The 24,450-nt window shown below is 71.1% G+C and carries 17 protein-coding genes; 8 read left to right on the plus strand and 9 right to left on the minus strand.

Features of this window, described 5'->3' with window-relative positions; all coding sequences use genetic code 11:
- Window positions 1-31: 31 nt before the first annotated feature.
- Complete coding sequence (locus tag ACZ6B1_RS07965) at window positions 32-658, minus strand: TetR/AcrR family transcriptional regulator (protein WP_468775949.1); 627 nt, start codon at window positions 656-658, stop codon at window positions 32-34.
- Between the two features lie 201 nt (window positions 659-859).
- Here ACZ6B1_RS07965 and ACZ6B1_RS07970 point away from each other — a divergent pair, with 201 nt between their 5' ends.
- From ACZ6B1_RS07970 to ACZ6B1_RS07985, 4 genes are all read left to right on the plus strand, one after another.
- A complete protein-coding gene (locus ACZ6B1_RS07970) occupies window positions 860-1,768 on the plus strand; it encodes an ABC transporter permease (RefSeq protein ID WP_468775951.1) in 909 nt (302 codons plus the stop codon).
- Window positions 1,761-2,621, plus strand: a complete 861-nt coding sequence (locus ACZ6B1_RS07975; protein WP_468775953.1) for an ABC transporter ATP-binding protein — start codon at window positions 1,761-1,763, stop codon at window positions 2,619-2,621. Before ACZ6B1_RS07970 ends, ACZ6B1_RS07975 begins: the two co-directional genes overlap by 8 nt.
- 153 nt (window positions 2,622-2,774) lie before the next feature.
- Window positions 2,775-4,970, plus strand: a complete 2,196-nt coding sequence (locus ACZ6B1_RS07980; RefSeq protein WP_468775955.1) for a CDP-glycerol glycerophosphotransferase family protein — start codon at window positions 2,775-2,777, stop codon at window positions 4,968-4,970.
- Window positions 4,967-6,631, plus strand: coding sequence for a glycosyltransferase family 2 protein (locus tag ACZ6B1_RS07985; RefSeq protein WP_468775957.1), 1,665 nt, complete (start codon window positions 4,967-4,969; stop codon window positions 6,629-6,631). Before ACZ6B1_RS07980 ends, ACZ6B1_RS07985 begins: the two co-directional genes overlap by 4 nt.
- A gap of 51 nt (window positions 6,632-6,682) precedes the next feature.
- Here ACZ6B1_RS07985 and ACZ6B1_RS07990 read toward each other — a convergent pair whose 3' ends face one another.
- Together ACZ6B1_RS07990 and ACZ6B1_RS07995 are read right to left on the minus strand one after the other, a co-directional pair.
- Entirely contained in the window at window positions 6,683-8,158 is a 1,476-nt protein-coding gene (locus ACZ6B1_RS07990; protein ID WP_468776065.1) for a hypothetical protein, read from the minus strand.
- A gap of 175 nt (window positions 8,159-8,333) precedes the next feature.
- The gene (locus ACZ6B1_RS07995; protein WP_468775959.1) at window positions 8,334-13,283 is read right to left on the minus strand and encodes an NAD-glutamate dehydrogenase; all 4,950 of its coding nucleotides are present in this window, start codon (window positions 13,281-13,283) and stop codon (window positions 8,334-8,336) included.
- Between the two features lie 642 nt (window positions 13,284-13,925).
- Here ACZ6B1_RS07995 and ACZ6B1_RS08000 point away from each other — a divergent pair.
- Window positions 13,926-14,492, plus strand: a complete 567-nt coding sequence (locus ACZ6B1_RS08000) for a DJ-1/PfpI family protein (RefSeq protein ID WP_468775961.1) — start codon at window positions 13,926-13,928, stop codon at window positions 14,490-14,492.
- Window positions 14,493-14,538: 46 nt separating this feature from the next.
- Here ACZ6B1_RS08000 and ACZ6B1_RS08005 read toward each other — a convergent pair whose 3' ends face one another.
- Together ACZ6B1_RS08005 and ACZ6B1_RS08010 are read right to left on the minus strand one after the other, a co-directional pair.
- On the minus strand, window positions 14,539-15,204 hold the full coding sequence (locus tag ACZ6B1_RS08005; RefSeq protein ID WP_468775962.1) for an HAD family hydrolase: 666 nt from the start codon (window positions 15,202-15,204) through the stop codon (window positions 14,539-14,541).
- A 59-nt stretch (window positions 15,205-15,263) separates the two neighbouring features.
- Entirely contained in the window at window positions 15,264-15,776 is a 513-nt protein-coding gene (locus tag ACZ6B1_RS08010; protein ID WP_468775963.1) for a DUF6912 family protein, read from the minus strand.
- 291 nt (window positions 15,777-16,067) lie between these two features.
- Here ACZ6B1_RS08010 and ACZ6B1_RS08015 point away from each other — a divergent pair, with 291 nt between their 5' ends.
- Entirely contained in the window at window positions 16,068-16,553 is a 486-nt protein-coding gene (locus ACZ6B1_RS08015; protein ID WP_468775964.1) for an Rv3235 family protein, read from the plus strand.
- 95 nt (window positions 16,554-16,648) lie between these two features.
- Here the strand turns inward: ACZ6B1_RS08015 and secA are convergent, their stop codons facing one another.
- A complete protein-coding gene (secA, locus tag ACZ6B1_RS08020) occupies window positions 16,649-19,459 on the minus strand; it encodes a preprotein translocase subunit SecA (protein WP_468775965.1) in 2,811 nt (936 codons plus the stop codon).
- A gap of 252 nt (window positions 19,460-19,711) precedes the next feature.
- On the opposite strand from secA, the gene ACZ6B1_RS08025 reads away from it, so the two are divergent.
- Both ACZ6B1_RS08025 and ACZ6B1_RS08030 read left to right on the plus strand, forming a co-directional pair.
- The gene (locus ACZ6B1_RS08025) at window positions 19,712-20,284 is read left to right on the plus strand and encodes a GNAT family N-acetyltransferase (protein ID WP_468775966.1); all 573 of its coding nucleotides are present in this window, start codon (window positions 19,712-19,714) and stop codon (window positions 20,282-20,284) included.
- 63 nt (window positions 20,285-20,347) lie between these two features.
- Entirely contained in the window at window positions 20,348-21,547 is a 1,200-nt protein-coding gene (locus ACZ6B1_RS08030) for a winged helix-turn-helix domain-containing protein (RefSeq protein ID WP_468775967.1), read from the plus strand.
- Window positions 21,548-21,553: 6 nt separating this feature from the next.
- Here ACZ6B1_RS08030 and ACZ6B1_RS08035 read toward each other — a convergent pair whose 3' ends face one another.
- The 3 genes from ACZ6B1_RS08035 to ACZ6B1_RS08045 all read right to left on the minus strand — a co-directional run bounded on the left by ACZ6B1_RS08035 (window position 21,554) and on the right by ACZ6B1_RS08045 (window position 24,381).
- Window positions 21,554-22,300: a response regulator gene (locus tag ACZ6B1_RS08035; protein ID WP_468775968.1), complete on the minus strand. Its 747-nt coding sequence runs from the start codon at window positions 22,298-22,300 to the stop codon at window positions 21,554-21,556.
- A 204-nt stretch (window positions 22,301-22,504) separates the two neighbouring features.
- Window positions 22,505-23,197 carry a ribosome hibernation-promoting factor, HPF/YfiA family gene (gene hpf / locus ACZ6B1_RS08040; RefSeq protein ID WP_468776067.1) on the minus strand — a complete coding sequence of 231 codons (693 nt, stop codon included), beginning with the start codon at window positions 23,195-23,197 and terminating at the stop codon, window positions 22,505-22,507.
- 314 nt (window positions 23,198-23,511) lie between these two features.
- The gene (locus tag ACZ6B1_RS08045) at window positions 23,512-24,381 is read right to left on the minus strand and encodes a ComF family protein (protein WP_468775969.1); all 870 of its coding nucleotides are present in this window, start codon (window positions 24,379-24,381) and stop codon (window positions 23,512-23,514) included.
- Between the last annotated feature and the right edge of the window lie 69 nt (window positions 24,382-24,450).

Genomic DNA, 24,450 nt, shown 5'->3' on the forward strand with positions numbered 1-24,450 from the left:
CACAGGCCTCACCACCTCCCGGACGGCCCCGTCACAGTGCGGCGAGGGCCGCCGCGGTGGCTCGGGCCAGGGTGTCCAGGTAGTTCTTCGGCAGCTTGGGGGATCGGATCACCACCGAGCGCCAGTAGAGGGGCCCGGAGATCAGGTCCAGGGCGAGGTCGGTGTTCACCCCGGACCGCACCTCTCCCCGCCGCTGTGCCGCGGCCACGATCTTGCTGGCCACCGAGTCCTGGCCGTCCCGCACCGCCTTCTGCAGCGCCTCGGCGATCTCCGGGCTGCGGGCCGCCTCCGCCTGGAGGTCGGGGATGATCTGCGAGGCGACGGGGTGGCGCAGGGCGCGGGCCGTGACGCCGTAGAGCAGGCGGAGGTCGCCCTCCAGCGAACCGGTGTCCGGGACCGGCAGTCCCAGCACGGCCATCGCCGAGACCACGTCCAGCACCAGGTGCAGCTTGGAACGCCACCGGCGGTACACCGCCGTCTTGCCGACGCCCGCCCGCCGAGCGATCCCCTCGATGGACATCCTGGCGTACCCGACGGCCGCCAGCTCCTCGAAGACGGCCGCCCGGATGGCCTCGGTCACGTCCTCCCGGAGCACGGCGGCCCCTGCGGGGGCCCGGCGGCGCGGACGCTTCGGGGTCTCGTCGGCGTTCGTCGTCATACGGACCAGCATAGGGCGTTACGACGAAACGGTTGCGTTCCGACGTTCGAAGGTTCTACTCTCACGTTGCGACGATACGGTCCCGTCCCGACGTAAGAGAACGTGAAGAGAAGCGTAAGGAAACGCCGGATGACGGACGGGGACCCCCCAGGCCCGGTGACCGCCGGACGCACCCCCCTCCCCCGAGCGAAAGCAGCGGATGTGAGTCAGGTCCTCCACACACCGCCCCCGACCCAGGTCCCGGCCGAGGACGACCTCGCGGCGCTGGCCGCCCGGCACGGCCTGTCGGTCAGCGGTGCCCGCCCCTCCCTGCCGGCGTACGTCCGCCAGCTGTGGGCGCGCCGGCACTTCATCACCGCCTTCGCCACCGCCAAGCTCACCGCCCAGTACAGCCAGGCGAAGCTCGGCCAGGTCTGGCAGGTCATGACCCCGCTGCTGAACGCGGCGGTCTACTACTTCATCTTCGGCGTGCTGCTCGGCACCAAGCAGCACGTCCCCGACTACGTGCCGTTCCTGGTCACGGGCGTGTTCATCTGGACCTTCACGCAGAGCTCGATCATGGCGGGCACCCGGGCCATCGCCGGCAACCTCGGCCTGGTCCGCGCCCTGCACTTCCCGCGCGCCGCGCTGCCGATCTCCTTCGCGCTGCAGCAGCTCCAGCAGCTCCTGTTCTCGATGGCCGCGCTGGTCGTCATCCTGCTCTGCTTCGGCGTTCCGGTCGCCGCCTCCTGGGTGCTGGCGATCCCCGCCCTGGTGCTCCAGTCCACCTTCAACGCCGGGGTGTCGATGGCCGTGGCCCGCATGGGCGCGAAGACCCCCGACATCGCGCAGCTCATGCCGTTCGTGCTGCGGACCTGGATGTACGTGTCCGGCGTGATGTGGAGCATCGACAAGATCGACAAGAACGACCACCTGCCGCACGTCGTCAAGCTGCTGCTGGAGCTGAACCCGGCCGCCGTCTACATCGACCTGATGCGGTTCGCGCTGATCGACAGCTTCCACACCCTGCCCCCGCACGTGTGGGTGGTCGCGACGGGCTGGGCCCTGCTCGCCGGCGTCGGCGGCTTCATCTACTTCTGGAAGGCTGAGGAGACCTACGGCCGTGGCTGAGCAGACCGGGACCACCAGCGAGCAGATCCCCACCGTGGTCGCCGACCGGGTCGATATCGTCTACCGGGTCAACGGCACCGGCGCGGGGCGCGGCACCGCCACCGCCGCCCTCAACCGCATCATGCGGCGCCGGCAGGCCGAGAAGGCGGCGGGCGTGCGCAAGGTGCACGCGGTCAAGAAGGTGTCGTTCGTCGCCTACAAGGGTGAGGCGATCGGCCTCATCGGCACCAACGGCTCCGGCAAGTCGACGCTGCTGAAGGCGGTGGCCGGCCTGCTGCCCGTGGAGAACGGGCACATCTACACCGACGGCCAGCCCTCGCTCCTCGGCGTCAACGCGGCGCTGATGAACGACCTGACCGGCGAGCGCAACGTCCACCTCGGCGGACTGGCCATGGGCATGTCCCGGGAGGAGGTCAAGCAGCGCTACCAGGAGATCGTCGAATTCTCCGGGATCAACGAGAAGGGCGACTTCATCACCCTTCCGATGCGGACGTACTCCTCCGGCATGGCGGCCCGGCTGCGCTTCTCCATCGCCGCCGCCAAGGACCACGACGTCCTGCTGATCGACGAGGCCCTGGCGACCGGTGACCGCTCCTTCCAGAAGCGCTCCGAGGCCCGCATCCGCGAGCTGCGCAAGCACGCGGGCACGGTCTTCCTGGTCAGCCACAACAACAAGTCGATCCGGGACACCTGCGAGCGGGTGCTGTGGCTTGAGCGCGGTGAACTGCGCATGGACGGGGCGACGGAGGACGTCCTGAAGGAGTACGAGGCCTTCACCGGCGACAAGAGCGACAAGCCGGCCCGGAAGCCGGCGAAGAAGGCGGCGCCCAAGGCCCCGGCTGCCACGCCGTGACACCGAAACCCAGCCCCCGGAGTCTCGTTCTCTGAATGGGCCGGCACTCAGCGGACGCTCTTGCCCCGGGCGTGGTTATCCTTTTCATACCGCTAGTGACAGTATGTTATGAAAGGTGCCCACCAGAGACGGCGAGCCCAAGGAGCCTCCGCGATGCCCCACCTCAGCGTCATCGTCCACGGGCCGAACACCCAAGGGCATCTGACCGAGCTGCTGGCCGCGCTGGAGACCCGCCCGCTCCCGGACATCGAGGTGGTCGTCGCCGCGGTCGGCGACTGGGCCCGGGAGACGGCCGAGGAGTACGCCCCGGAGACGGTCGTGGTGCCGCTGCCGGAGGGCACCGGTGACGGGGCGGCCCGGGCGGCGGGGGCGGCCCGGGCGTCCGGCCGCTGGCTGCACTTCGTGCACGCCAAGGACGGTCTGCCCGCCGGGGCGGCCCGGATGGTCGCCGAGCGCGCCGCGGAGCTGGACGACACGGTCGACGTACTCCTCTTCGACCACGTCACCACCACCTGGAGGACCGCGGCGGCCCCGTCCTCCGGCGGCCGCCACCTCGCCGCCGCCGGCCGCGCCGACCTGCCCCTGGACGACGCGGCCGACCTGCTGCGCCTCGCCCCGCTGCTCGGCACCCGCGCCCTGCGCGCCGGGTTCTGGCGGGCGCACGAGGACCTGCTGACCACCGACGACGAGCCGTACGCGGCCTACGCGGCCCTGCTGTACGCCGGCCGCGTCGCCTGCCTGAACCAGGTGGCGTACGACGACCGCCGCCTGCGGCCCGAGAGCCTGCCGCCCCTCGCCCCCGAGGACCGGTACGCGCTCATCGACCGCTACGAGTCCCTGCTCCCGCTCGCCAGGGACCGCCGCGCGGCCCGCGCGGTGCTGTACGACCTGATGGTCCGCGACCTGCTGCGCACCTTCGCCCGGGAGGACCTGCCCGACCCGGTGGCCCGCGAGTTCTTCCGCCGGGCCTCGGTCGCCGCGGTCCGCTGGCGCCCCGAGAACCACCGCCGCCCGGCCGGACTCGAGGGCGTCCGGCACACCCTGCTCGAGGACGGCGCGTACACCAAGTACCGCGCCTTCCAGGCCGCCAACCGCACCCGGCGCACCGCCCGGAAGGCGGTACGCGACCGCAAGCGGCAACTGGGCACGAAACTCCGCGACCAGCAGTACCGCAGGGCGCTGAACCGCCCGGTCGACCCCGGACTGGCCGTGTTCGCCGCCTACTGGGAGCGCGGGGTCGCCTGCAACCCGGCCGCGATCGCCGCCCGGCTGGCCGAACTCGCCCCGGACATCCGCCGGGTGTGGGTGGTGAACAAGGAGAACGCGGCCCTGCTGCCGCCCGGCACCGACCACGTGATCCCAGGCACCCGCCGCTACTGGGAGACGCTGGCCACCGCCAAGTACCTGACGAACAACGTCAACTTCCCCAACGCGGTGGTCAAGCGCCCCGAGGCGATCCACCTCCAGACGCACCACGGCACCCCGCTCAAGCGCATGGGCCTGGACCAGCGCGACCACCCGGCCGCCGCCAAGGGCCTGGACTTCGCCGCCCTGCTGGCCCGCGTCGACAAGTGGGACTACAGCGTCAGCGCCAACAGCCACTCCACCCGTATGTGGGAGCGCGCGTACCCGGCCCGCTACACCTCGCTGGACCACGGCTATCCGCGCAACGACGTCTTCTACACGAGTGGTGCCGCCGAGGTCCGCGCCGCCCGCGAGCGGCTCGGCATCGCCCCCGGCGCGACGGCCGTCCTCTACGCCCCCACCCACCGCGACTACGAGGCCGGCTTCACCCCCCGGCTCGACCTAGCCGCCCTGGCCGACCGGCTCGGCGACAACACGGTCCTGCTGGTCCGCGCCCACTACTTCTACGGCGGCGCCGCCTCCCCGCTCACCGGGCTGCGCCGGTCCGGCCGGATCATCGACGTCTCCTCCTACGATCCGGTCGAGGAGCTGTGCCTGGCCGCCGACGCGCTGGTCACGGACTATTCGTCGATCATGTTCGACTACGCCAACCTGGACCGGCCGATCGTGATCCACGCCGACGACTGGGAGACGTACCGCACCACCCGGGGCGTCTACTTCGACCTGATGGCCGACCACCCTGGCCAGGTCGCCCGCACCCAGGAGGAGCTGACCGAGATCCTCACCTCGGACGCCTGGCGCGACGAGAGCGCGGCGAAGGCGCGGGCCGCCTTCCGGCGCCGGTTCTGCGAGTACGACGACGGACGCGCCGCCGAGCGGGTCGTACGACGGGTGTTCCTCGGCGAACCCGAGGAGGCGCTGCCCCCGGTGGTCCCGCTGGAACGGCGCACGCCCGCCCCCACCCCCGAGGAGGCCACCTCATGACGCTCCCCGACGTCACGGTCACCGTCATCGTCTTCAACGACGCGGCCCGACTCCCCCGCGCGGTCGCCTCCCTGCGCGCCCAGACCCACGCCAACATCGAGATCGTCATCAGCGACGACCACTCCACCGACGACACGCCCGCCGTGGCACGGGAGCTGGCCGCGCGGGACCACCGCATCCGCTACCTCCGCCTGCCGCGCAACAGCGGCGGCTGCAGCGCACCGCGCAACCGGGCCATCGAGATCGCCCGGGCGCCCTACCTGATGTTCCTGGACAGCGACGACGAACTCCCGCCCCGCGCCGTCGAGTCGCTGCTCGCCGCGCACCGCGAGCGCGAGGTGGACTTCGTCATGGGCGCGGTGCGGCGGGTGCGGGTCGACAGCGGGCGCCGCTCGACCTGGATGCCTCACCTGGTCGCCGAACACCGCACGCTGGACGGCATCGAGGCCGATCCGCGGCTGCTGTTCGAGCACCTGTCGACGAGCAAGATGTACTCGCGGGCGTTCCTGGACCGCCACGAGCTCCGCTTCCCCGAGGGCATCCACTACGAGGACCAGCTGTTCTCGGCGCAGGCCTACTGCCTGGCGAAGGCGTTCACGATCATCCCGGACCCGGTGTACGTCTGGTACATCGAGCCGTTCGCCGCGCAGGCGGCGGCGTCCATCTCCAACCAGCGGCACAAGCTCTCCAACGTCCGCGACCGGGTGCACGTCCAGCGCCTGATCGACGACTTCCTGGTCGAGAGCGGGCACGCGGTGCTCCGCGAGGACAAGGACTACAAGTTCCTCAAGCACGACTTCCGGATGTACGCGGGCGACCTGCCGTACCGGGACGACGCGTGGCTCGGGGAGTTCGCGCAGGTCATGAACCCGTACCTGGACACGCTCGCGGACGGCGCCTTCGTCCGCCTGCCCCGTCCGGAGCGGGTGGTGCTCGAGCTGCTGCGTGAGGGGCGCCTGTCCGACGTCCGGCTGGCGGCGCGCGGCCTCGGCCACAACGTGGCCCCACGGCACGTCACCGCCGACGCCTCCGGCGCCGCCCACTGGGGCGACACGCTCCCCACGACCGACCGGGCCCGCCGTGAACTGGACGTCTCCGACCTGGAGCTGGACACCCGGCCGTTCACCAGCGCCCAGTTCCGCCACGAGATCACCGAGCTGACCCCCGGCCCCGGCGCCTGCCTCGACCTCACCATCCGCACGTACGACCCCGGGCTGCGGCTCCCGGTGGGACCGCAGCGCGCGAGTCTGCTGCTGAGCCCCGGCCGGCGCCGTCTGACGGTCCCGTTCCGGCTGGACCCGGTGCGTCCGGGTGTCTACGAGGGCCGGGCCCGGCTGGACCTGGCGGCGGCACCGCTGCCCGTACAGGGCTTCGACGGCGTACGCCACCCGCTGCTCCGCCTGTCACAGCAGGGTTTGGCCAACTCGGGCCTGCTCCTGGCCCCCCTGGACTTCCCCTCGGCGCGGGCCCGGGTCGAGCACCGCTCCGGCCTCACGGCCCACGAACTCATCATCGAACCCGAGGGCCGCAACCCCGGCCGCCTGCAGATCCGCTGGCGCCCCCTGTCCCTGACGGCCCACGTGATCCGCCCCCTGACCCGCAGACTCTCCCACCCCAAACTGCGCAACGCGGCCAGCCTGGCGGCGAGCGTCCTGAAGTAGCCACACCAGCGGCGACCGACGTGCCCGCGCAGCTGCGGGCACCGACACCGCTCACCGCAGCACCTCGTACAGCACCTGCCCCCCAGGCCCGCCGGCCACCCTCCGCAGCCAGGGCTCGGCGTCCCCCCGAACCCCGACCACCCACCGCACCCCGTACTGCCGCAACACGCCCCGCCGTACCGAACTCTCCGCGTCCCCCGAGAAATACCGCCGCTCAGCGGCCTCCCGCACGCCCGCCGACGGCAGGAACACGTCCGGATACCCGGGAGCCACGGTGTACGCCCCATACGCGGGAACCTGCCGCGAGGCCATCGTGCGCGCCATCACCACGTCCCCGTACCGCACCCAAGGCGTGACCCAGTGGTACCCGGCCCACGGCGCCCGGTACTTCGCCGCGACCGCGCCCGGCAGCGCGTCCCGCCCCGCCACGTACCCGAGTGTCCCGACCTGCGTCCACGCCCCCACCAGCAGCGCGGCGCCCAGCGCGCAGGCCCACCCGGCCCGCACCGCCCGCCGCCCCGCCGACACGGCCTCCAGCGCGGCCGCGAGCTGGGCCGGGATCAGCGCGGCGGGCAGCGCCCGCCCCCACGAGTAGTGCCCGGTCAGCCCGCCCGCAGCGAACACCAGCGCACCGAGCAGGAAGAACAGCACCAGGGGGTCCCGGCGGTCCCGCCGCCACCGCGCCCCCAGGGCCACCACCCCGAGCAGGGCCAGCCCGAACCGCCCGGCGAGCTGCCCGTACAGCGACCGGTGGATCGCCTCGAGATCGGTGCCCGCGGAGAACAGCGCGAAGAAGTCGTAGTACGGCCACGCCCCCAGGAGCAGCAGGCCGAGGGCGACCGCGGCGCCGAGCCGCGGCAGCCCGGGCCGGCCCGGCCGGGCGGCGATCACCGTGGCCAGCGCGCCGAGGGAGGCCACGACACCGGTGAACTGGTGGCACAGCAGGATCAGCGCCCAGAGCGCGCCCAGACCGAGCCACCCGCCCCAGCCGGCCCCGGCGCGCAGCGCCCGGGTGAGCCACGCCCAGAAGTGGAACGACAGTCCGAGGGCCAGGACGCTGGGGTACGACACGGTCAGCGCGAGGGAGTTGAGGCCGAGGAAGCCGCTCCAGTTGAACAGGAGCGGGCCCCACAGGAAGACCAGGCTCAGGAACCCCAGGGCGGGTGCCGCGCGGTGGCCGCTGAGGGTGCGGACGTAGCGCCACACACCGGTGGCCAGCAGCCCCAGCCCCACGACCGCGCCCACCCGCAGCACGTTGAACACCGACAGGCCGGTCACCCGGGCGAGACCGCCCAGCAGCAGCATCCAGGGCGAGTAGTACGGGCTCGGCGTGTCGGCGTCGACCAGGGGGTTCCCCGGGTGCAGCAGGCTGTGCCGCAGCCGCTGCACGGTCGCCGCGTGCATGCCGAGATCGCCCGCCCAGGGCAGGCGGACGATCACCAGGAGCATCAGGACCAGCACGAGCGCCGCGGCGACCGAGGGCAGCGCCCTCCCGGCCCGTGCGACGCCGGGCGGCGCGGCGCGCATGGCGCGCGACCGCTGCCGGGCGGTTCTCGGTGAGGTCGCTGTCACAGCTCAGACCCTATCGGAAATGTCCTGATGGCCCGGAAGCGGAGCATTCGGCCGAGGGAGCGGGAAAGAAGGCGCCCCGGGCCTGGACCGGCCCGGGGCGCCTTCTGCAGCCGTACGGCTACCACCGAGGCTACGAGTGCGAGCGCAGCAGCGTCCGCATCGTCCGCATCGCCACCGACAGGTTGGCGAGGTCGAACTCGTCGGAACCGCGGATCTCCACCAGGGTGGTGCGCGCGCGGGAGAGCAGGGCGGCGTTCTTCTGCTCCCACAGCTCGAAGCGCTGCTCCGGCGTGGAGGTGCCGTTGCCGGCGGCCAGGACGTCGGCGGTCAGCGCGGCGTGCGCGGCGTACAGGTCCTCGCGGATCGCCGCGCGGGCCATGGACTGCCAGCGGTCGTTGCGCGGCAGCTCGATGATGCGGTCCATGAGCTGGGTGATGCCGAGCCGGTCGGCGAGGTCGTAGTACACCTCGGCGACGTCCAGCGGCTCCTTGCCCATGCGGTCGGCCACCGAGACGATGTCGAGCGCCGGGAAGGCGGAGGAGAACCCGGCCACGCGCGTGGCCAGCTCGTCCGGGACACCGGCGGCGGACAGCTCGTCGAACACGTGCTGGTACCACTCCTGGTCCGCGCCCCGCACCAGCTTCGGGAGCTGCTGCCAGACCTGCTCGACCCGCTCGGCGAAGAACTCCACCGTCTCGGCGAGCTGCAGCGGCTGCGGCCGGTTGTTCAGCAGCCAGCGCGTGCCGCGCTCGATCAGGCGGCGCGAGTGCAGCCGGATGCGGGTCTGGACGGCCGCCTCGACCTTGTTGTCCAGCTCCTCCACCGCGTCCCACACCGGTGCCGAGCAGAAGATCGCGCGGGCCGCGGTCTGGGCGCGGACGATCTCCTCCAGGGAGGCTCCGGTCTCCTCGCGCAGCCGGTGCAGATACGTCGTACCGCCCGTGTTGACCGTGTCGTTGACCAGCACGGTCGTGGTGATCTCGCGGTGCAGCGGGTGGCCGTCGATGCCGTCCGGGAACCGCTCGCGCAGCGCCGTCGGGAAGTAGGCGTGCAGCAGGGTGCGCAGGTACGGGTCGTCCGGCAGCGAGGTGTGCAGCAGCTCCTCGGCGACCGTGATCTTCGTGTACGCCAGCAGCACGGCCGTCTCCGGGCCGGTCAGGCCCTGGCCCTGGGTGAGGCGTTCGCGGATCTGGCGGTCGGTGGGCAGGAACTCCAGCGCCCGGTCGAGGTGGCCCTCGCGGACCAGGTGGCGGATGAACCGCTGCTGCGCGTGCAGCATGTCCTTGGACTGGGCGAGGGCGTTGGCGATCGCCGTGTTCTGCGCGTAGTTGTTGCGCAGCACCAGGCTGCCGACCTCGTCGGTCATCTCGGCGAGCAGCTTGTTGCGCTGCTTGACGGTCATGTCGCCGTCCGTGACCAGCCCGTTGAGCAGGATCTTGATGTTCACCTCGTGGTCGGAGGTGTCCACGCCGGCGCTGTTGTCGATCGCGTCGGTGTTGATCCGGCCGCCGTGCAGCGCGAACTCGATGCGGCCGAGCTGGGTCAGGCCCAGGTTGCCGCCCTCGCCGACGACCTTGACGCGCAGGTCGCTGCCGTCGACGCGGATGGCGTCGTTGGCCTTGTCGCCGACGTCGGCGTTCGACTCCGCCGACGACTTCACGTACGTGCCGATGCCGCCGTTCCACAGCAGGTCCACAGGGCTGTGCAGGATCGCCTTCATCAGGTCGGCCGGCGTCATCTTGGAGACCTTCTCCTCGATGCCCAGGGCCTGGCGGATGTGCGCGTTGAGCGTGATCGCCTTCGCGGTCCGCGGGAAGATCCCGCCGCCCGTCGACAGCAGCTCGGTGTTGTAGTCGGCCCAGCTCGAGCGGGGCAGCTCGAACAGGCGGCGGCGCTCGGCGTAGGAGGCGGCCGTGTCCGGGTTCGGGTCGATGAAGATGTGCCGGTGGTCGAAGGCGGCGATCAGGCGGATGTGCTCGGAGAGCAGCATGCCGTTGCCGAACACGTCGCCGGACATGTCGCCGATGCCGACGACCGTGAAGTCCTCGCTCTGCGTGTCCACGCCCAGCTCGCGGAAGTGCCGCTTCACCGACTCCCAGGCGCCGCGCGCGGTGATGCCCATGCCCTTGTGGTCGTAACCGGCCGAGCCACCGGAGGCGAAGGCGTCGCCGAGCCAGAAGTGGTACTTCTCGGCGACCTCGTTGGCGATGTCCGAGAAGGTCGCCGTGCCCTTGTCGGCCGCGACCACCAGGTAGGTGTCGTCGCCGTCGTGCCGTACGACGTCCCGCGGCGGGACGACCTCGCCGGCCACCATGTTGTCGGTGATGTCGAGCAGCGCCGAGATGAACGTCCGGTAGCTGGCGATGCCCTCGGCCAGCCAGGCGTCCCGGTCCACGCTCGGGTCCGGGAGCTGCTTGGCGACGAAGCCGCCCTTGGCGCCGACCGGCACGATGACGGTGTTCTTCACCATCTGCGCCTTGACCAGGCCGAGGATCTCGGTGCGGAAGTCCTCACGGCGGTCGGACCAGCGCAGGCCGCCTCGGGCGACCTTGCCGAAGCGCAGGTGCACGCCCTCCACCCGCGGCGAGTACACCCAGATCTCGTACGCCGGGCGGGGTGCGGGCAGGTCCGGGATGGCCTGCGGGTCGAACTTCATGGAGACGTAGTCGTGCGGCTCGCCGCTCTGCGCCTCCTGGAAGAAGTTCGTGCGCAGGGTGGCCTTGATGACGGTCAGGAAGGAACGCAGGATGCGGTCCTCGTCGAGGCTCGCCACCTGGTCCAGGGCCGCGTCCAGCTCCTCGAGCAGGGCGTCGGTGATCTCCGAACCGGCCTTCTGCCGGTCCGGTGACATCCGCGCCTCGAAGAGGGAGACGAGCAGCCGGGTGGTGTGGACGTTGTCGCGGAGGGTGTCCTCCATGTAGTCCTGGCTGAAGGTGGAGCCGGCCTGCCGCAGGTACTTCGCGTACGCGCGCAGCACCATGGCCTGCCGCCAGTTCAGCCCGGCGCTCAGCACGAGGGCGTTGAAGCCGTCGTTCTCCGCCTTGCCGGTCCAGGTGGCGGCGAAGGCCTCCTGGACGCGCTCGCGGGCGTCGTCGCCGAAGTGGTCGGTACCGGCCTTCGACTTCGGCATGCGCAGGCCGAAGTCGTAGATCCAGGCAGTGGTGCGGTCCGCGCAGCGCAGCTCGTACGGCCGCTCGTCCACGACCTCCACGCCGAGCCGCTGGAGCACCGGCAGGACCGCGGACAGGGAGACCGAGTCGCCCTTGCGGTAGATCTTGAAGCGGCGCTCGTCGGGGGCGGCGCCGACCGGCTCGTACAGGCTGAGGGAGAAGTTGTGGCCCTGCTCCTCGCTGAGCCGCTCGAGGTGGACCAGGTCGGCGACCGCCGCGCGCGGGGTGTGGTCGGCCTTGTAGCCCTCGGTGAAGGCGTTGTTGTAGCGGCGCAGCAGCTCGGCGGCGCGCTCCTCGCCCAGCTCGGCGGTGAGCGCCTCGGAGAACGCGTCGGCCCAGGAGCGGGCGGCCTCGACCAGCCGGGCCTCGATGCGCTCCTTGTCCGCGTCCGAGAGCTGGGGCAGCTCGGTGCCCGCCGGGACCCGGACGACGAAGTGCAGCCGGGACAGGATCGACTCGGTGTTCCAGGCGGTGAAGTCGACGCTGATGCCGCCGAGCTCCTCCTTCAGGATGTCGATGATCCGCAGCCGGACGCCGGTGGTGTAGCGGTCGCGCGGGAGGTAGACGAGGGCCGAGTAGTAGCGGCCGTACTCGTCCTGCCGCAGGTACAGCCGCAGCCGGCGGCGCTCCTGCAGGTACAGGACGCTCGTCGCGATGGACTGCAGCTCGGCGACCGGGGTCTGGAACAGCTCGTCGCGCGGGTAGGTCTCCAGGATCTGGAGCAGGTCGCGGCCGTCGTGGCTCTCCGGTGAGAAGCCGGCGCGCTGCAGGACCTCGTCGACCTTGCGCCGGATGACCGGGACGCGGCGGACCGACTCGGTGTAGGCGGCGGAGGAGAACAGCCCGAGGAAGCGGCGCTCGCCGATGACGTTGCCGTCCGCGTCGAACTTCTTGACGCCGATGTAGTCCAGGTACGACGGCCGGTGCACGGTGGCGCGGCTGTTGGCCTTGGTCAGCACGAGCAGCTTGTGCTCACGGGCCTTGGCGCGGGCGTCGGCGGGCAGCCGCTCGAAGGAGGGGCTGACGGGGTGCTGGTCGTCCTCGGAGTGGTGCGGGTCCGCGCGCAGTATGCCGAGACCGGTGCCGGGCACGGCGGCCAGGCAGTCGTCGCCGCGCAGCTCGTACTCGCGGAAGCCGAGGAAGGTGAAGTGGTCGGCGGAGAGCCACCGCAGCAGCTCGCGGGCCTCCTCGGCCTCGGCGGCCGGCAGGTCGCCCGGCAGCGGCTCGCTCTCCAGGCCGTCGGCGAGCCGGCCGGCCGCGTCGCGCATCTTCTCCCAGTCCTCGACGGCCTCCCGGACGTCGGACAGGACGCGCAGCAGGTCGGCGGTGATCTGCTTCAGGTCGGCGCGGTCGGTCTCCCGGTCGATCTCGACGTGGATCCAGGACTCGATGTGCGCGTCGTGCGGGAGGTCGCCGGTGGGCGCGGTCGGCAGGACCTCGATCAGCTTGCCGGTGACGTCGCGCCGGACGACGAACTGCGGATGGATGACGACGTGGATGCCGCGGCCCTGACGGGTCAGCTCGTTGGTCACCGAGTCGACGAGGAAGGGCATGTCGTCGGTGACGACCTCCACGACGGTGTGGCTGCAGGTCCAGCCGTTCTCCTCCACCGTGGGGGTGTGCACGCGGACGTTGGCGGTGCCCTGCGGCCGGTTCTCGGCGAGCCGGTAGTGCGACACCGCGGCGCCGAAGACGTCGACCGGGTCGCGGTCGGACAGGTCTTCCGGGGCGGTGTGCAGGTAGTAGCGCTGGAGGAACGCGTGCACGGCCTCGCTGTCGGGGGTGCCGGCCGTGCCCTCGCCCGTCGCCGTCGTCCCGGTCGGTAGGTGCCCCCCGACCGGGCTGTTCTCAGCTACCCGGGCCGCTCGTTCGAGCAGCTCGGCCTTGGCTTCGTCCAGCTTGGTCTGCATTGTCCTCTGGCTCCTGTCGCGCGCCGTTGCGTGACGTAGAAGGAAATACGGTCTCTTTCCCTCCGGCTCGACGCCACGGCCCGGGGTGTCCGGTCCGATCCGACGCTATGCCGCGAGGTGAGAAGAGCGGGGGGTATTCGGCCATTTTCGACACGCCCGCCGGATGTGACGCCGCTCTCGGCGCCGCCGGCTCCTGGGCCGTCCTCGGCATCCCGGGGGCTTCGGCGCCCCCGGCCCGCCCGCGAAGACCAGCGACCGCCGCCCGGTCACGGAGGTGCTCCGTGCAACCCGGGCGCGGGGCAGGGGCGGCATTGCCCCCGCGAGCTATCGCGCTGATCACGCCACAAGGCTATCGCTCCTCACCCCGGGGTCGTCATGAGCCGTATGTGTACAAAACCGGGGGGTGAAGTTTGACGTTCTGCACAGGGGTGGGGTGGGGACGGGTGGCGTATCCGGCGGCGCGCGATGTGCGGGCACGGGGCCGGGAGGGCACCAGCCTGGGGTATCGGGTCGCGTCAGGGTGCGGTGGGCCGCACCCTGAAAACGACGGGCCCTCTTGGCAAGCGCGCCGGGTGCGGGCACCTTGCCCAGGACAGCCCCGTCCCCGTGCAGGGGGGCCGTGCCCGCCCAGGAGGAGCCGACATGCCCGCGAAGATCCTCATCATCACCGGCGACGCAGCGGAGTCCCTGGAGGTCCTCTACCCGTACCAGCGCCTGCTCGAGGAAGGCTACGACGTCCACATCGCGGCCCCCACCCGCAAGACGCTCCGCTTCGTCGTCCACGACTTCGAGCCCGGCTACGACACCTACACCGAGAAACCCGGCTACACCTGGCCCGCCGACCTCGCCTTCGCCGAGGTCGACCCCGGTCAGTACGCGGCCCTCGTCATCCCCGGCGGCCGCGCCCCCGAGTACCTGCGCAACGACCCGGAGCTGCGCAAGATCCTCAAGGCGTTCTTCGACGCGGACAAGCCCGTCGCCCAGATCTGCCACGGCCCGCTGCTCACGGCCGCCATCGACAGCCTCAGCGGGCGGCGGGTCACCGCCTATCCCGCCCTGGAACTCGACATGCAGGCCGCCGGAGCCCATTTCGAGGACACCGAGACGGTGGTCGACGGAACCCTCGTCTCGGCCCGCGCCTGGCCGGACCACCCGACCTGGATGCGGGAGTTCCTCACGGTGCTGAGGACCAAGGCCCCGGTGACGTGACGAACCGCCCCGCCGCAGCGCGGGGCACCGGCACTCCCGGCTCCGCTCACGCGGCTATTCGCTGCGCCTCCGCGACCGCCTCGGCCAGTGTGTCCACCACCGGGACTCCGACCTCCTCCAGGCTGGCCCTGCTGTGCGACCCGCCGGTGTACAGCACCGCCCGCGCCCCCACGTGCCGGGCGGCCACCGCGTCGTCCGCCGCGTCGCCGATCACCACGGTCCGCGTGGCCCGCACCTCGGTAAGGGCCTCCAGATGCCGCACCATGTGCTCGGCCTTGCTGCCGCCGGACGGCCCCTTGCGCCCGTCCACACGCAGGAAGTGCGCCTCGATGCCGAGGCCCCGCACCAGCGGTACCAGCTCCTCGTGGCCGTACATGCTCAGCAGCGACTGGCTGTTCCCCTCGGACCGCCAGCCGGCGAGGAGCTCGGCCGCACCCTCGGTCAGGCCGCACCGCACCCGGTGCTCCGTGTAGTACCGGTGGAAGACACCGTCCATCAGCTCCCACTCGGCGTCCGTGGGCAGCCGCCCGAGCAGCCGCTCGTAGAACTTCGGCACCGGCACGCAGTACAGCGCCCTGTACTGCTCCAGCGTGATCGGCGCCAGCCCCAGCTCGGCGAAGGCCGCGTTCGTCGCCCCGATGATCGCGTCATTGTCGTGGAAGAGGGTTCCGTTCCAGTCCCAGACGATGTGCGCGCCTGCGTGCATCCCCATGTCAAAGACCGTACCCGCACGCACTGACAATCAAGGCGGGCCGGGGCCGGGCAGCGGGCCTAGGTCCGGTCCACCAGGCCGGGGATCTCCTGGGTGGCGTACCAGAGCAGCTCGTGGTCCTCGGCCCCGTCCACGACGAACCGCGCGTCGTCGTCCCCGCCGTCGGCCGCCTCCAGCGCCGCCGCGGCCGCCGCCACGTCCTCCTCCGCGTCATCGGCGTCGACGTGCACCGCGGCCGCCTTGGCCAGCGGCACCGCGCCGGCCACCGTCACCTCGCCGAGCGCGGCCGGATCGAGCCCGCGGCCGGGGTCCGCCGTGACGGCGCCGTCGGCCACGTCGAGGGCGACCACGACCCGGCGCCGCCGGGCACCGGGGTCGTGCGCAAGCAGCCGCAGCGAGGCCAGCGCGGCCCGGCCGAGCGCCGCGTACTCCAGCTCCTCGATGTCGTCGGAGACGTACCACTCGCGCAGCGCGGGCGTGACGCCGTACGCGACGAAGGAGCCGCTCCCCAGCTCACCCGTCTTGTGCGCCTCGGCGAGACCGGGGAGGGTCAGGGGGACGTAGACGCGCATGGCTGGCCGCACTTTCCTGGTCGTCGACGGGCCTTCAGGATACGTGCGCCCGTCCCCTTTCGAGTCCCCGCCCACACCCCCGGCGGCGTCCACCCGGCGCCTCGCACCTCACCCGGTCGCACCGCCTGTTCACGGGACTTCCGGGGGCCCGCACCACTCGGATAAGTGAACTTGCGCGGCCCCTCGCCACGCACCCCGTCTTCCTTGCGATGCCGGCGCCCGCCCCCGTACAAGATCCCCACCAGCGAGTTACCGCCCGGTACGATCCGGGCCCGCAGAACGGGGACACCCATGAACAAGGTCATGAGCCGCGGCACCGCTCAGCCCCGCCCGCGCCACCGCCCTCCGACCCGCAACGACTCCCGTCGCCCGGGCGGCGCCCCGCCCCGTAACCCGGTCCGCGGCCGGGCCGCCACAGCGCCCGTGACGGCCGTGGCGCGGCCCCGCCCCACCGACCTCTTCGCCGACCGCCTGCTGGCCGTCCTCAGCGGCCAGCGGCCCGTCCACTGGATGCTCCGGCACACCGCGGGACGCGCCTACGACGAGCTCGCCCGCCTGGCCGAACGGGGGCCGCTGCGCACCCGCGGCACCCGCCCCGTCGTCCGCGACATCGGCTACTACGTCCCCCGCGCCGGCGCTCTGGAGGTCTTCGCCCGCATCGCCGCCGGCAATCACCTGCGCGCCATGGCCTTCCGCCTGGAACAGGGCGCCGACCATCGCTGGCGCTGCACAGCGGTGGAACTCGGCCCCAGGCCCCACCACACCCCGGAGGACTGACCCGCACAGACACACAGGCACCACAGGCACGCAGACCAAGGGGCCAGGCTCCTGAAGGAACCTGGCCCCAATCCACCGGCTGAAGCCGGGCACAGCTACTTCTTGCGGCGCCGCCCGCCCTTGGCCTGCCGGCGCCGCTCCGCCCGCGTCAGCCCGTCGGACTCGGAACGGACCGGCTCGTCGTCCTCGAGGTCCCGCTCCAGGATGCCGCCCTCACCGTCCACGGTCGGCGCGGAGAAGTGCAGATCCCGCCGCTGCGGAACGTCCAGCCCCTTGGCCCGGATCTCCGGACGCGCGCCCGCCTGGGCCGGCACATGGTCCTGGACACCCTCGGCGACCGGCTCGGCCTCCTCGACCGGCACCTCCTCCACCTGCTGCTCGACCTGGACCTCCAGGTTGAACAGGTAGCCGACGGACTCCTCCTTGATGCCCTCCATCATGGCGGTGAACATGTCGAAGCCCTCGCGCTGGTACTCGACCAGCGGGTCCTTCTGCGCCATCGCGCGCAGGCCGATGCCCTCCTGCAGGTAGTCCATCTCGTAGAGGTGCTCGCGCCACTTGCGGTCCAGGACCGACAGCACGACCCGCCGCTCCAGCTCACGCATGATCTCGGAGCCGAGCTGCGTCTCACGGGACGCGTACTGCTCGTGGATGTCGTCCTTGATGGACTCGGAGATGAACTCGGCGGTCAGACCGGCCCGGTCACCGGCCGCGTCCTCCAGCTCCTCGACGGTGATCTTCACCGGGTAGAGCTGCTTGAAGGCACCCCACAGCCGGTCCAGGTCCCAGTCCTCGGGGAAGCCCTCGGCGGTCTCCGCGGCGACGTACGCGTCGATCGTGTCGTCCATGAAGTGCTGGATCTGCTCCTGCAGGTCCTCGCCCTCCAGGACGCGACGGCGCTCGCCGTAGATGACCTCGCGCTGCCGGTTGAGCACCTCGTCGTACTTCAGGACGTTCTTACGGGTCTCGAAGTTCTGCTGCTCGACCTGCGACTGCGCGGACGCGATCGCGCGCGTGACCATCTTGTTCTCGATCGGCACGTCGTCCGGCACGTTCGCCATCGACATCACGCGCTCGACCATCTGGGCCTTGAACAGGCGCATCAGGTCGTCGCCGAGGGAGAGGTAGAAGCGGGACTCGCCGGGGTCGCCCTGCCGGCCGGAACGACCGCGAAGCTGGTTGTCGATACGGCGCGACTCGTGCCGCTCGGTGCCCAGCACGTACAGCCCGCCGAGGTCCTCGACCTCTTCCTTCTCGGCCCTGACCGCCTGCTCGGCCTTCTCCAGGGCGGCGGGCAGCGCGTGCGCCCACTCCTCGATGTGCTCCTCGGGGTCGAGGCCGCGCTGCCGCAGCTCCGCCTCGGCGAGGTCCTCGGGGTTGCCGCCGAGCTTGATGTCCGTACCGCGGCCGGCCATGTTGGTGGCCACGGTCACGGCGCCCCTGCGGCCGGCCTGCGCGACGATCGACGCCTCACGCTCGTGGTGCTTGGCGTTCAGCACCTCGTGCTGGATGCCGCGCTTGCTGAGCTGCTGGGACAGGTACTCCGACTTCTCGACGGACGTCGTGCCGACGAGGATCGGCTGGCCCTTCTCGTGCTTCTCGGCGATGTCGTCGACGACCGCCTCGAACTTGGCCACCTCGGTGCGGTAGATCAGGTCCGACTGGTCCTTGCGGACCATCGGCTTGTTGGTCGGGATCGGGACGACGCCGAGCTTGTAGATCTGGTGGAACTCGGCGGCCTCGGTCATCGCCGTACCGGTCATGCCGGAGAGCTTGTTGTAGAGGCGGAAGAAGTTCTGCAGGGTGATCGTGGCGAGCGTCTGGTTCTCGTCCTTGATGTCCACCCCTTCCTTCGCCTCGATCGCCTGGTGCATGCCCTCGTTGTAGCGGCGGCCGGCGAGGATACGGCCGGTGTGCTCGTCGACGATCATGACTTCGCCGTCGATGACGACGTAGTCCTTGTCCTTCTTGAAGAGTTCCTTGGCCTTGATGGCGTTGTTCAGGTAGCCCACGAGCGGGGTATTCACCGACTCGTAGAGGTTGTCGATGCCCAGCCAGTCCTCGACCTTGCTGACACCGGACTCGTGGATGGCGACCGTGCGCTTCTTCTCGTCGACGTCGTAGTCGCCGGTCTCCTCCATGCCCTTGAGCGGGTTGCCGGCCTCGCCGCGCTTGAGGCGGAGGACGAGCTTGGCGAAGTCGCCGTACCACTTGGTGGCCTGGTCGGCCGGGCCGGAGATGATCAGCGGTGTACGGGCCTCGTCGACGAGGATGGAGTCGACCTCGTCGACGATGGCGAAGTTGTGACCGCGCTGGACGAGTTCGTCCTGGGACCACGCCATGTTGTCGCGCAGGTAGTCGAAGCCGAACTCGTTGTTCGTGCCGTAGGTGATGTCGCAGGCGTACTGCTCGCGGCGCTGGGCCGGCGCCATGTTGGCGAGGATGCAGCCGACTTCGAGACCGAGGAACTTGTGGACGCGCCCCATCATCTCGGAGTCGCGCTCGGCCAGGTAGTCGTTCACCGTGATGAGGTGGACGCCTTTGCCGGACAGGGCGTTCAGGTAGGCGGGGAGCGTACCGACGAGGGTCTTGCCCTCACCGGTCTTCATCTCCGCCACGTAGCCGAGGTGGAGCGCGGCGCCGCCCATGAGCTGCACGTCGTAGTGCCGCTGGCCGAGGACGCGCTTGGCCGCCTCGCGGACGGTGGCGAACGCCTCCGGGAGGAGGTCGTCCAGGCTCTCACCATCGGCGTACCGCTGCTTGTACTCCTCGGTGAGGCCACGCAGCTCGGCGTCGGAGAGGTCGACGAAGTCCTCTTCGATGGAGTTGACCTGGTCCGCGATGCGGTGCAGCTTGCGCAGGATCTTGCCTTCGCCTGCACGCATGATCTTCGAGAGGACGGACACGGGGGCTGGTCTCCTTGCCGGTCGGGCCTGGGACGGTCGGGTTTCCTTCTGACGTACTGAGCAACGGCCATCGTATGCGAGGACCCGGCTGCGCCGGGAGGCCTGGCGGCGCGACGGCTGCTTCACCATGGACAACGGACGGCCACGGCGGATAGTGCCGCACCTCGGCGGGGAATTGCGCGAAATGTGACCGCCCGCTCACACACGGCGAAAAACCTGGCGTGGCGCGTGCCGTGCGCCCAGAATCGGCCGATGGAACCCGTCACGCTCACCACCGACCGTCTCCTGCTGCGCACGGTCGGTCCCGACGACACCGAGGCGGTGTACCGGGCCGCGCAGGATCCGGACACGCAGCGCTGGATCTCCCAGTTCCCCTCGCCGTATCTGCGTGAGCACGCCGAGGGTTTCACCGGGCAGATGGTGCCCGACGGCTGGGCCTGCGACTCGATGTACACCTTCGGCCTCTTCCTCCCCGGAGGGGAGCTGACGGGCATGCTCGGCATCACGATGCGGGCGCTGGGCGTCGGCGAGGTCGGCTTCTGGGCCGTCAGGGAGCACCGCGGCCGCGGATACGTCACCGAGGCCACGCTCGCCGCCGCCCGCTGGGCCTTCACCGCTCTGTCCGTCGACCGTCTGGAGTGGCGCGCGGAGGTCGGCAACGTGGCCTCGCGCGCGGTGGCCGAACGCGCCGGTTTCACGGTCGAGGGCACCTTGCGCTCGGGCGTCAACAACAAGGGTGTGCGCCGCGACTGCTGGGTGGGCTCCCTGCTCCCCTCGGACCTGGGCCTGTCGTCGACGGCTCCGTACCTGCCCGCGCGCGGCTGACCGCGTTCCGGCGAAACCGCAGCTCGTGCCCCGTTGTCAGTGGCGGCCTCTATCGTCCGATCCATGACGACCCTTCCGCGCCCCACCACCACCCTCACCGCGGACGACGCCCGCCGTATCGCCCTGCGGGCCCAGGGCTTCCTCGGCGCGCCCGACCGGCGGGCCGGCGTCCGCGGGGTGCTCCGCCACCTCGGCGCGGTCCAGCTCGACACCATCTCGGTGCTCGCCCGTTCCCACGAGCTGATCCCGTACGCACGCCTGGGCGCGGTCGGCCGCAGGACCGTCGAGGCCGCCTACTGGAAGACACCGGCGGCGGGCGCGTCCGCGCCCCCCCACGCCTTCGAGTACTGGTCGCACGCCGCGTGCATCCTCCCGGTCGAGGAGTGGCCCCACTTCGCGTTCCGCCGGCGCGCCTACCGCAACCGCCCGCACTGGAACCACCAGTTGCCCGACGGTGTCTACGACCAGGTCGTCAAGCAGCTGCGCGCCGAAGGCCCGCTCACCGCCACGGAGCTGGGCGGCGCGAAGAAGACCAGCGACTGGTGGGACTGGTCCGGCACCAAGGTCGCGGTGGAGCGCGCCCTGATGTACGGCGAGGTGGTGTGCGTCGAGCGCCGCGGCTGGAAGCGGGTGTACGACCTGGCCGAACGGGCGATCCCGGACGCGTTGTTGCACGACGAGCTGGACGACACCGAGTGCGTGCGCCGTCTGGTCCGGCTGGCCGGTGAGGCCCTGGGCGTCGGCACGCGGGCGGACATCGCCGACTACCACCGTCTCAAGGGCGAGCAGGTGGACGCTGTGATCGCCGACTCGGGTCTGGTGCCGGTCGAGGTGGCGGGCTGGTCCAAGCCCGCCTGGGCGGATCCGGCCGCTCTCGCCGCGCCGCCGCGCGGCCGGCACCGCACCACCCTGCTCTCCCCGTTCGACTCGCTGATCTGGGAGCGTGCGCGCACGGAGCGGATCTTCGGCTTCACCCACCGCCTCGAGGCCTACGTCCCCAAGCAGAAGCGGATCCACGGCTACTTCGCGATGCCGGTGCTGGCGGGCGGCCGGCTGGTCGGCCGCGTCGACCCGGCCCGCGAGGGTCGCACGCTGGTGGCCCGGCAGGTCACCCTGGACGGGGCGAAGGCGGTCCCGGCGGTGGCCCAGGCGCTGGTCGAGGCGGCGAGCTGGGTGGACTGCGCGGACGTCCGGGTGGAGCGTGTGGACGCGCCCGAGCTGCGCGGGCAACTCACCCGGGAACTCGCCCTTCTGCTCGGCTGAGGCCGCCTAGCGGATCTCGAGGATCTTCTCCCGCATCGCGTAGACCACCGCTTCCATCCGGGAGTGCAGCTGCAGCTTCTCCAGGATGTTGCGCACGTGGTTCTTCACGGTGTTCTCGGAGATGAACAGTTCCTTGGCGATGTCGCGGTTGTTCATCCCGGTGGCTACGAGCTTGAGGACCTCCAGCTCACGATCGGTCAGCCGGGGCGCCGGCACCAGCCGGCGTTCGTCGGTGCGCTGGATCATCGACTTGAACTCGGTGAGGAGTTTGGAGGCCATGGACGGGCTGATCTGCGACTGGCCGTCGGCCACCGCGCGGATGGCGGTGGCCACCTCGTCCGTCGAGATCTCCTTGAGGAGATATCCGGTCGCGCCCGCCTTGATCGCGTCGTAGAGGTCGGCCTCCTCGTCGCTGATCGTCAGCATGATGATCTTCGCGCTGGGAGCGACCTCCTTGATGGAGGTGCAGGCCTCGATCCCGCCCCGCTTGGGCATCCGCACGTCCATCAGCACGATGTCGGGCAGCAGATCCGCGGCCTTGTCCACGGCCTCGGCTCCGTCGCCCGCCTCACCGACGACCTGGATGTCCTCCTCGGCCGCGAGCACGATCTCCAGGCCGCGACGGAAAAGGGCGTGGTCGTCCACCACCAGGACTCTGATCGGTTCCTTGCGTGGAGCGTCCGTGTCCTGGTCCGTTCCGATGACACCGTCGTGGGCGTCGGCGTCTCGCATCGGTCCGAAGGTGTCCGCCATCGTTCCTCCCCCTGAAGGCTGTGGCCTGTGGTCCTGTGCCATCGCCAACCCAAGGCAGCGGCCCACCGGTTGGGCCGGTGCGGCCATGATTCCATGCCCGGACGTCACCGAGGCGACGAGCGGGGCGCCAAGTGGGCGCACACCGGTGCCCCTGGGGGCGCACGCGCGCTTCCAGGGGCACCGGCTCAGCTTGTACTGGGTGGATCAGCCACCCAGCGTGCCGCCCGCCGCGGGCGGCTGCGCCTCAGCCACCATCGGGTCCGTGCTGAGGTGGATGACGCCGTAGTCGTAGGCGTGTCGCCGGTAGACGACGCTCGGCTCCTTCGTCTCGGAGTCGATGAACAAGTAGAAGTCGTGGCCGACCAGTTCCATCTCGTAGAGAGCCTGGTCGAGGCTCATCGGGGAGGCGACGTGGGTCTTCTCGCGGACGATGAGGGGGCCTTCGCCCTTGACCTCGAGCGAGCCGATCTTCTTCGTCGGCACTGCGTCCGTGTCTTCCTCGTGGACGGGCATGCCGTTGCCGTTGAGCGTCGCCGCGCCGGGGACGTGGTCGGCGACCTCGGCCGCCGGGATCCGGCGTGCGCCACGGCGCGAGAACCGCTTGTCGTGCTGCTTGCGCAGCCTCGCGTCCAGTTTCTCCGCCGCCAGATCGAGTGCCGCATACGGATCACTGGCCGCTGCCTCCGCCCGGATCACCGGACCGCGGGAGCGGAGGGTGATCTCCACTCGGTCGCAGCGGTCGGCCTGACGAGGGTTGGGCTCCTTGGACACCTCGACGTCGAGGCTGATCACCTTGCCATCGAGCTTCTGGATCTTCTCCAGCTTCAGCTTCTCGGCCACGTGCTTGCGGAACCGCTCGGGCACCTCGGTCTTGCGGCCCTTGACGACGATGTCCACGCAGAACTCCGTTCCCGGATCGCTCCGCTCCATCGGCGGAGCATCTCCCTTTTGCACCAGGTCCCGGTGAGCACCGGAACCTCGGACTCGGTGACTTCCACCTCCTCCTCCCCCATGGGCAAGATCTCCACCCCACCGGCGCGGGTCAATGCGGAAAACCCGCTGCACGGCATTCCGATTGAAGAGGTGTGGCCTGCGCCTTTCCTCACAACCGAACATATCTCGCCCGGACGGATGTCGTCACCCTCTACTGCGGCGTACCTCCGTTCAGGTGAATTAGCCCCGTTACTACCTGCAACGATGCAACTTCGCGGTCAGTTCCTGCTTATTTCGAAAGAATCCCGAGGAGCGGCGATCACGGCTGCGCGGAGCATCTCTCCGGCGGCGTTCCGTGCCGCATTCTCCGGTGCATCATGCACCCACTGCTCCTTCTCCGGTCGTGCTCCGATCCGTCGTTCCTCCCTACCTTCCCGGGTTGCGGCCGCGTACACGGCGGTTGCGCCATCGCGGTGGATTACGGCCACCTCCCGCAGGGCCCGTGCCGCCTCCGTGAGACTCGCTCCGGTCGTGATCAGGTCGTCGACGAGGACCACCGCGCCTCCGGCCAGCAGCCGCGCCCCGCCCGCCGTCACCTCCAGTGCGCCCGCGAGGTTCTCCAGGCGCCGGCGCGCGTCGAGTCCTGCCTGGTCCGCCACCAGCCGCCGCTGCCGCAGCACGGCGGCGACCCGGGCCGGTGTCCCGGTACGCCGCAGCTCCCCGGCCGCCGCGAGCGCCATGCGCCGCACCGGATCGTGCCCGCGTGCCCGTACGGCCCAGCGGGCGGAGGGCACGGGTACGAGCAGCACGGCCGGCGGCCCAGGTCGTACCGGCGGTCCGGAACCGGGGCCGGCCGGTTGGAGACCCGCGCGCACGGCTCCCGCCAGAGCGGCGCCCAGGACGCCGGCGAGCGCGAGAGCACCCCGCTCCTTGTGGGCGAGGAGCAACTCCCGTACCGCTCCACCGTAGGGGGCCGCCGCGTGCACCACCGGCAGCCCGGGCGGCTCCGGCAGCGGCCGCACCCGGCGTGGCGGGGTCGCCCGCAGGACGGTTCGGCAGCGCGGGCACAGCGCCGTACGAGGTGCCCCGCAGCCCGCGCACTCGGTCGGCAGCACCAGGTCGGTGAGGTCCCGCCACCACCCCCGCATGCGCACCACTGTGCCGAGGTCCGGGACGGTCCGCCACCCCTGTGGACAACGCCCTGTGGACAACCCGGG

The sequence above is a fragment of the Streptomyces sp. NPDC041129 genome (assembly GCF_055592265.1).

What these genes read in the sequence shown, in the direction of transcription:
- ACZ6B1_RS07965 (WP_468775949.1), bottom strand. Translation starts at nt 658, where the DNA reads ATGACGACGAACGCCGACGAGACCCCGAAGCGTCCGCGCCGCCGGGCC.
- ACZ6B1_RS07980 (WP_468775955.1), top strand. Translation starts at nt 2,775, where the DNA reads ATGCCCCACCTCAGCGTCATCGTCCACGGGCCGAACACCCAAGGGCAT.
- ACZ6B1_RS07985 (WP_468775957.1), top strand. Translation starts at nt 4,967, where the DNA reads ATGACGCTCCCCGACGTCACGGTCACCGTCATCGTCTTCAACGACGCG.
- ACZ6B1_RS07990 (WP_468776065.1), bottom strand. Translation starts at nt 8,158, where the DNA reads ATGCGCGCCGCGCCGCCCGGCGTCGCACGGGCCGGGAGGGCGCTGCCC.
- ACZ6B1_RS07995 (WP_468775959.1), bottom strand. Translation starts at nt 13,283, where the DNA reads ATGCAGACCAAGCTGGACGAAGCCAAGGCCGAGCTGCTCGAACGAGCG.
- ACZ6B1_RS08000 (WP_468775961.1), top strand. Translation starts at nt 13,926, where the DNA reads ATGCCCGCGAAGATCCTCATCATCACCGGCGACGCAGCGGAGTCCCTG.
- ACZ6B1_RS08005 (WP_468775962.1), bottom strand. Translation starts at nt 15,204, where the DNA reads ATGGGGATGCACGCAGGCGCGCACATCGTCTGGGACTGGAACGGAACC.
- ACZ6B1_RS08010 (WP_468775963.1), bottom strand. Translation starts at nt 15,776, where the DNA reads ATGCGCGTCTACGTCCCCCTGACCCTCCCCGGTCTCGCCGAGGCGCAC.
- ACZ6B1_RS08015 (WP_468775964.1), top strand. Translation starts at nt 16,068, where the DNA reads ATGAACAAGGTCATGAGCCGCGGCACCGCTCAGCCCCGCCCGCGCCAC.
- ACZ6B1_RS08025 (WP_468775966.1), top strand. Translation starts at nt 19,712, where the DNA reads ATGGAACCCGTCACGCTCACCACCGACCGTCTCCTGCTGCGCACGGTC.
- ACZ6B1_RS08030 (WP_468775967.1), top strand. Translation starts at nt 20,348, where the DNA reads ATGACGACCCTTCCGCGCCCCACCACCACCCTCACCGCGGACGACGCC.
- ACZ6B1_RS08035 (WP_468775968.1), bottom strand. Translation starts at nt 22,300, where the DNA reads ATGGCGGACACCTTCGGACCGATGCGAGACGCCGACGCCCACGACGGT.
- ACZ6B1_RS08045 (WP_468775969.1), bottom strand. Translation starts at nt 24,381, where the DNA reads ATGCGGGGGTGGTGGCGGGACCTCACCGACCTGGTGCTGCCGACCGAG.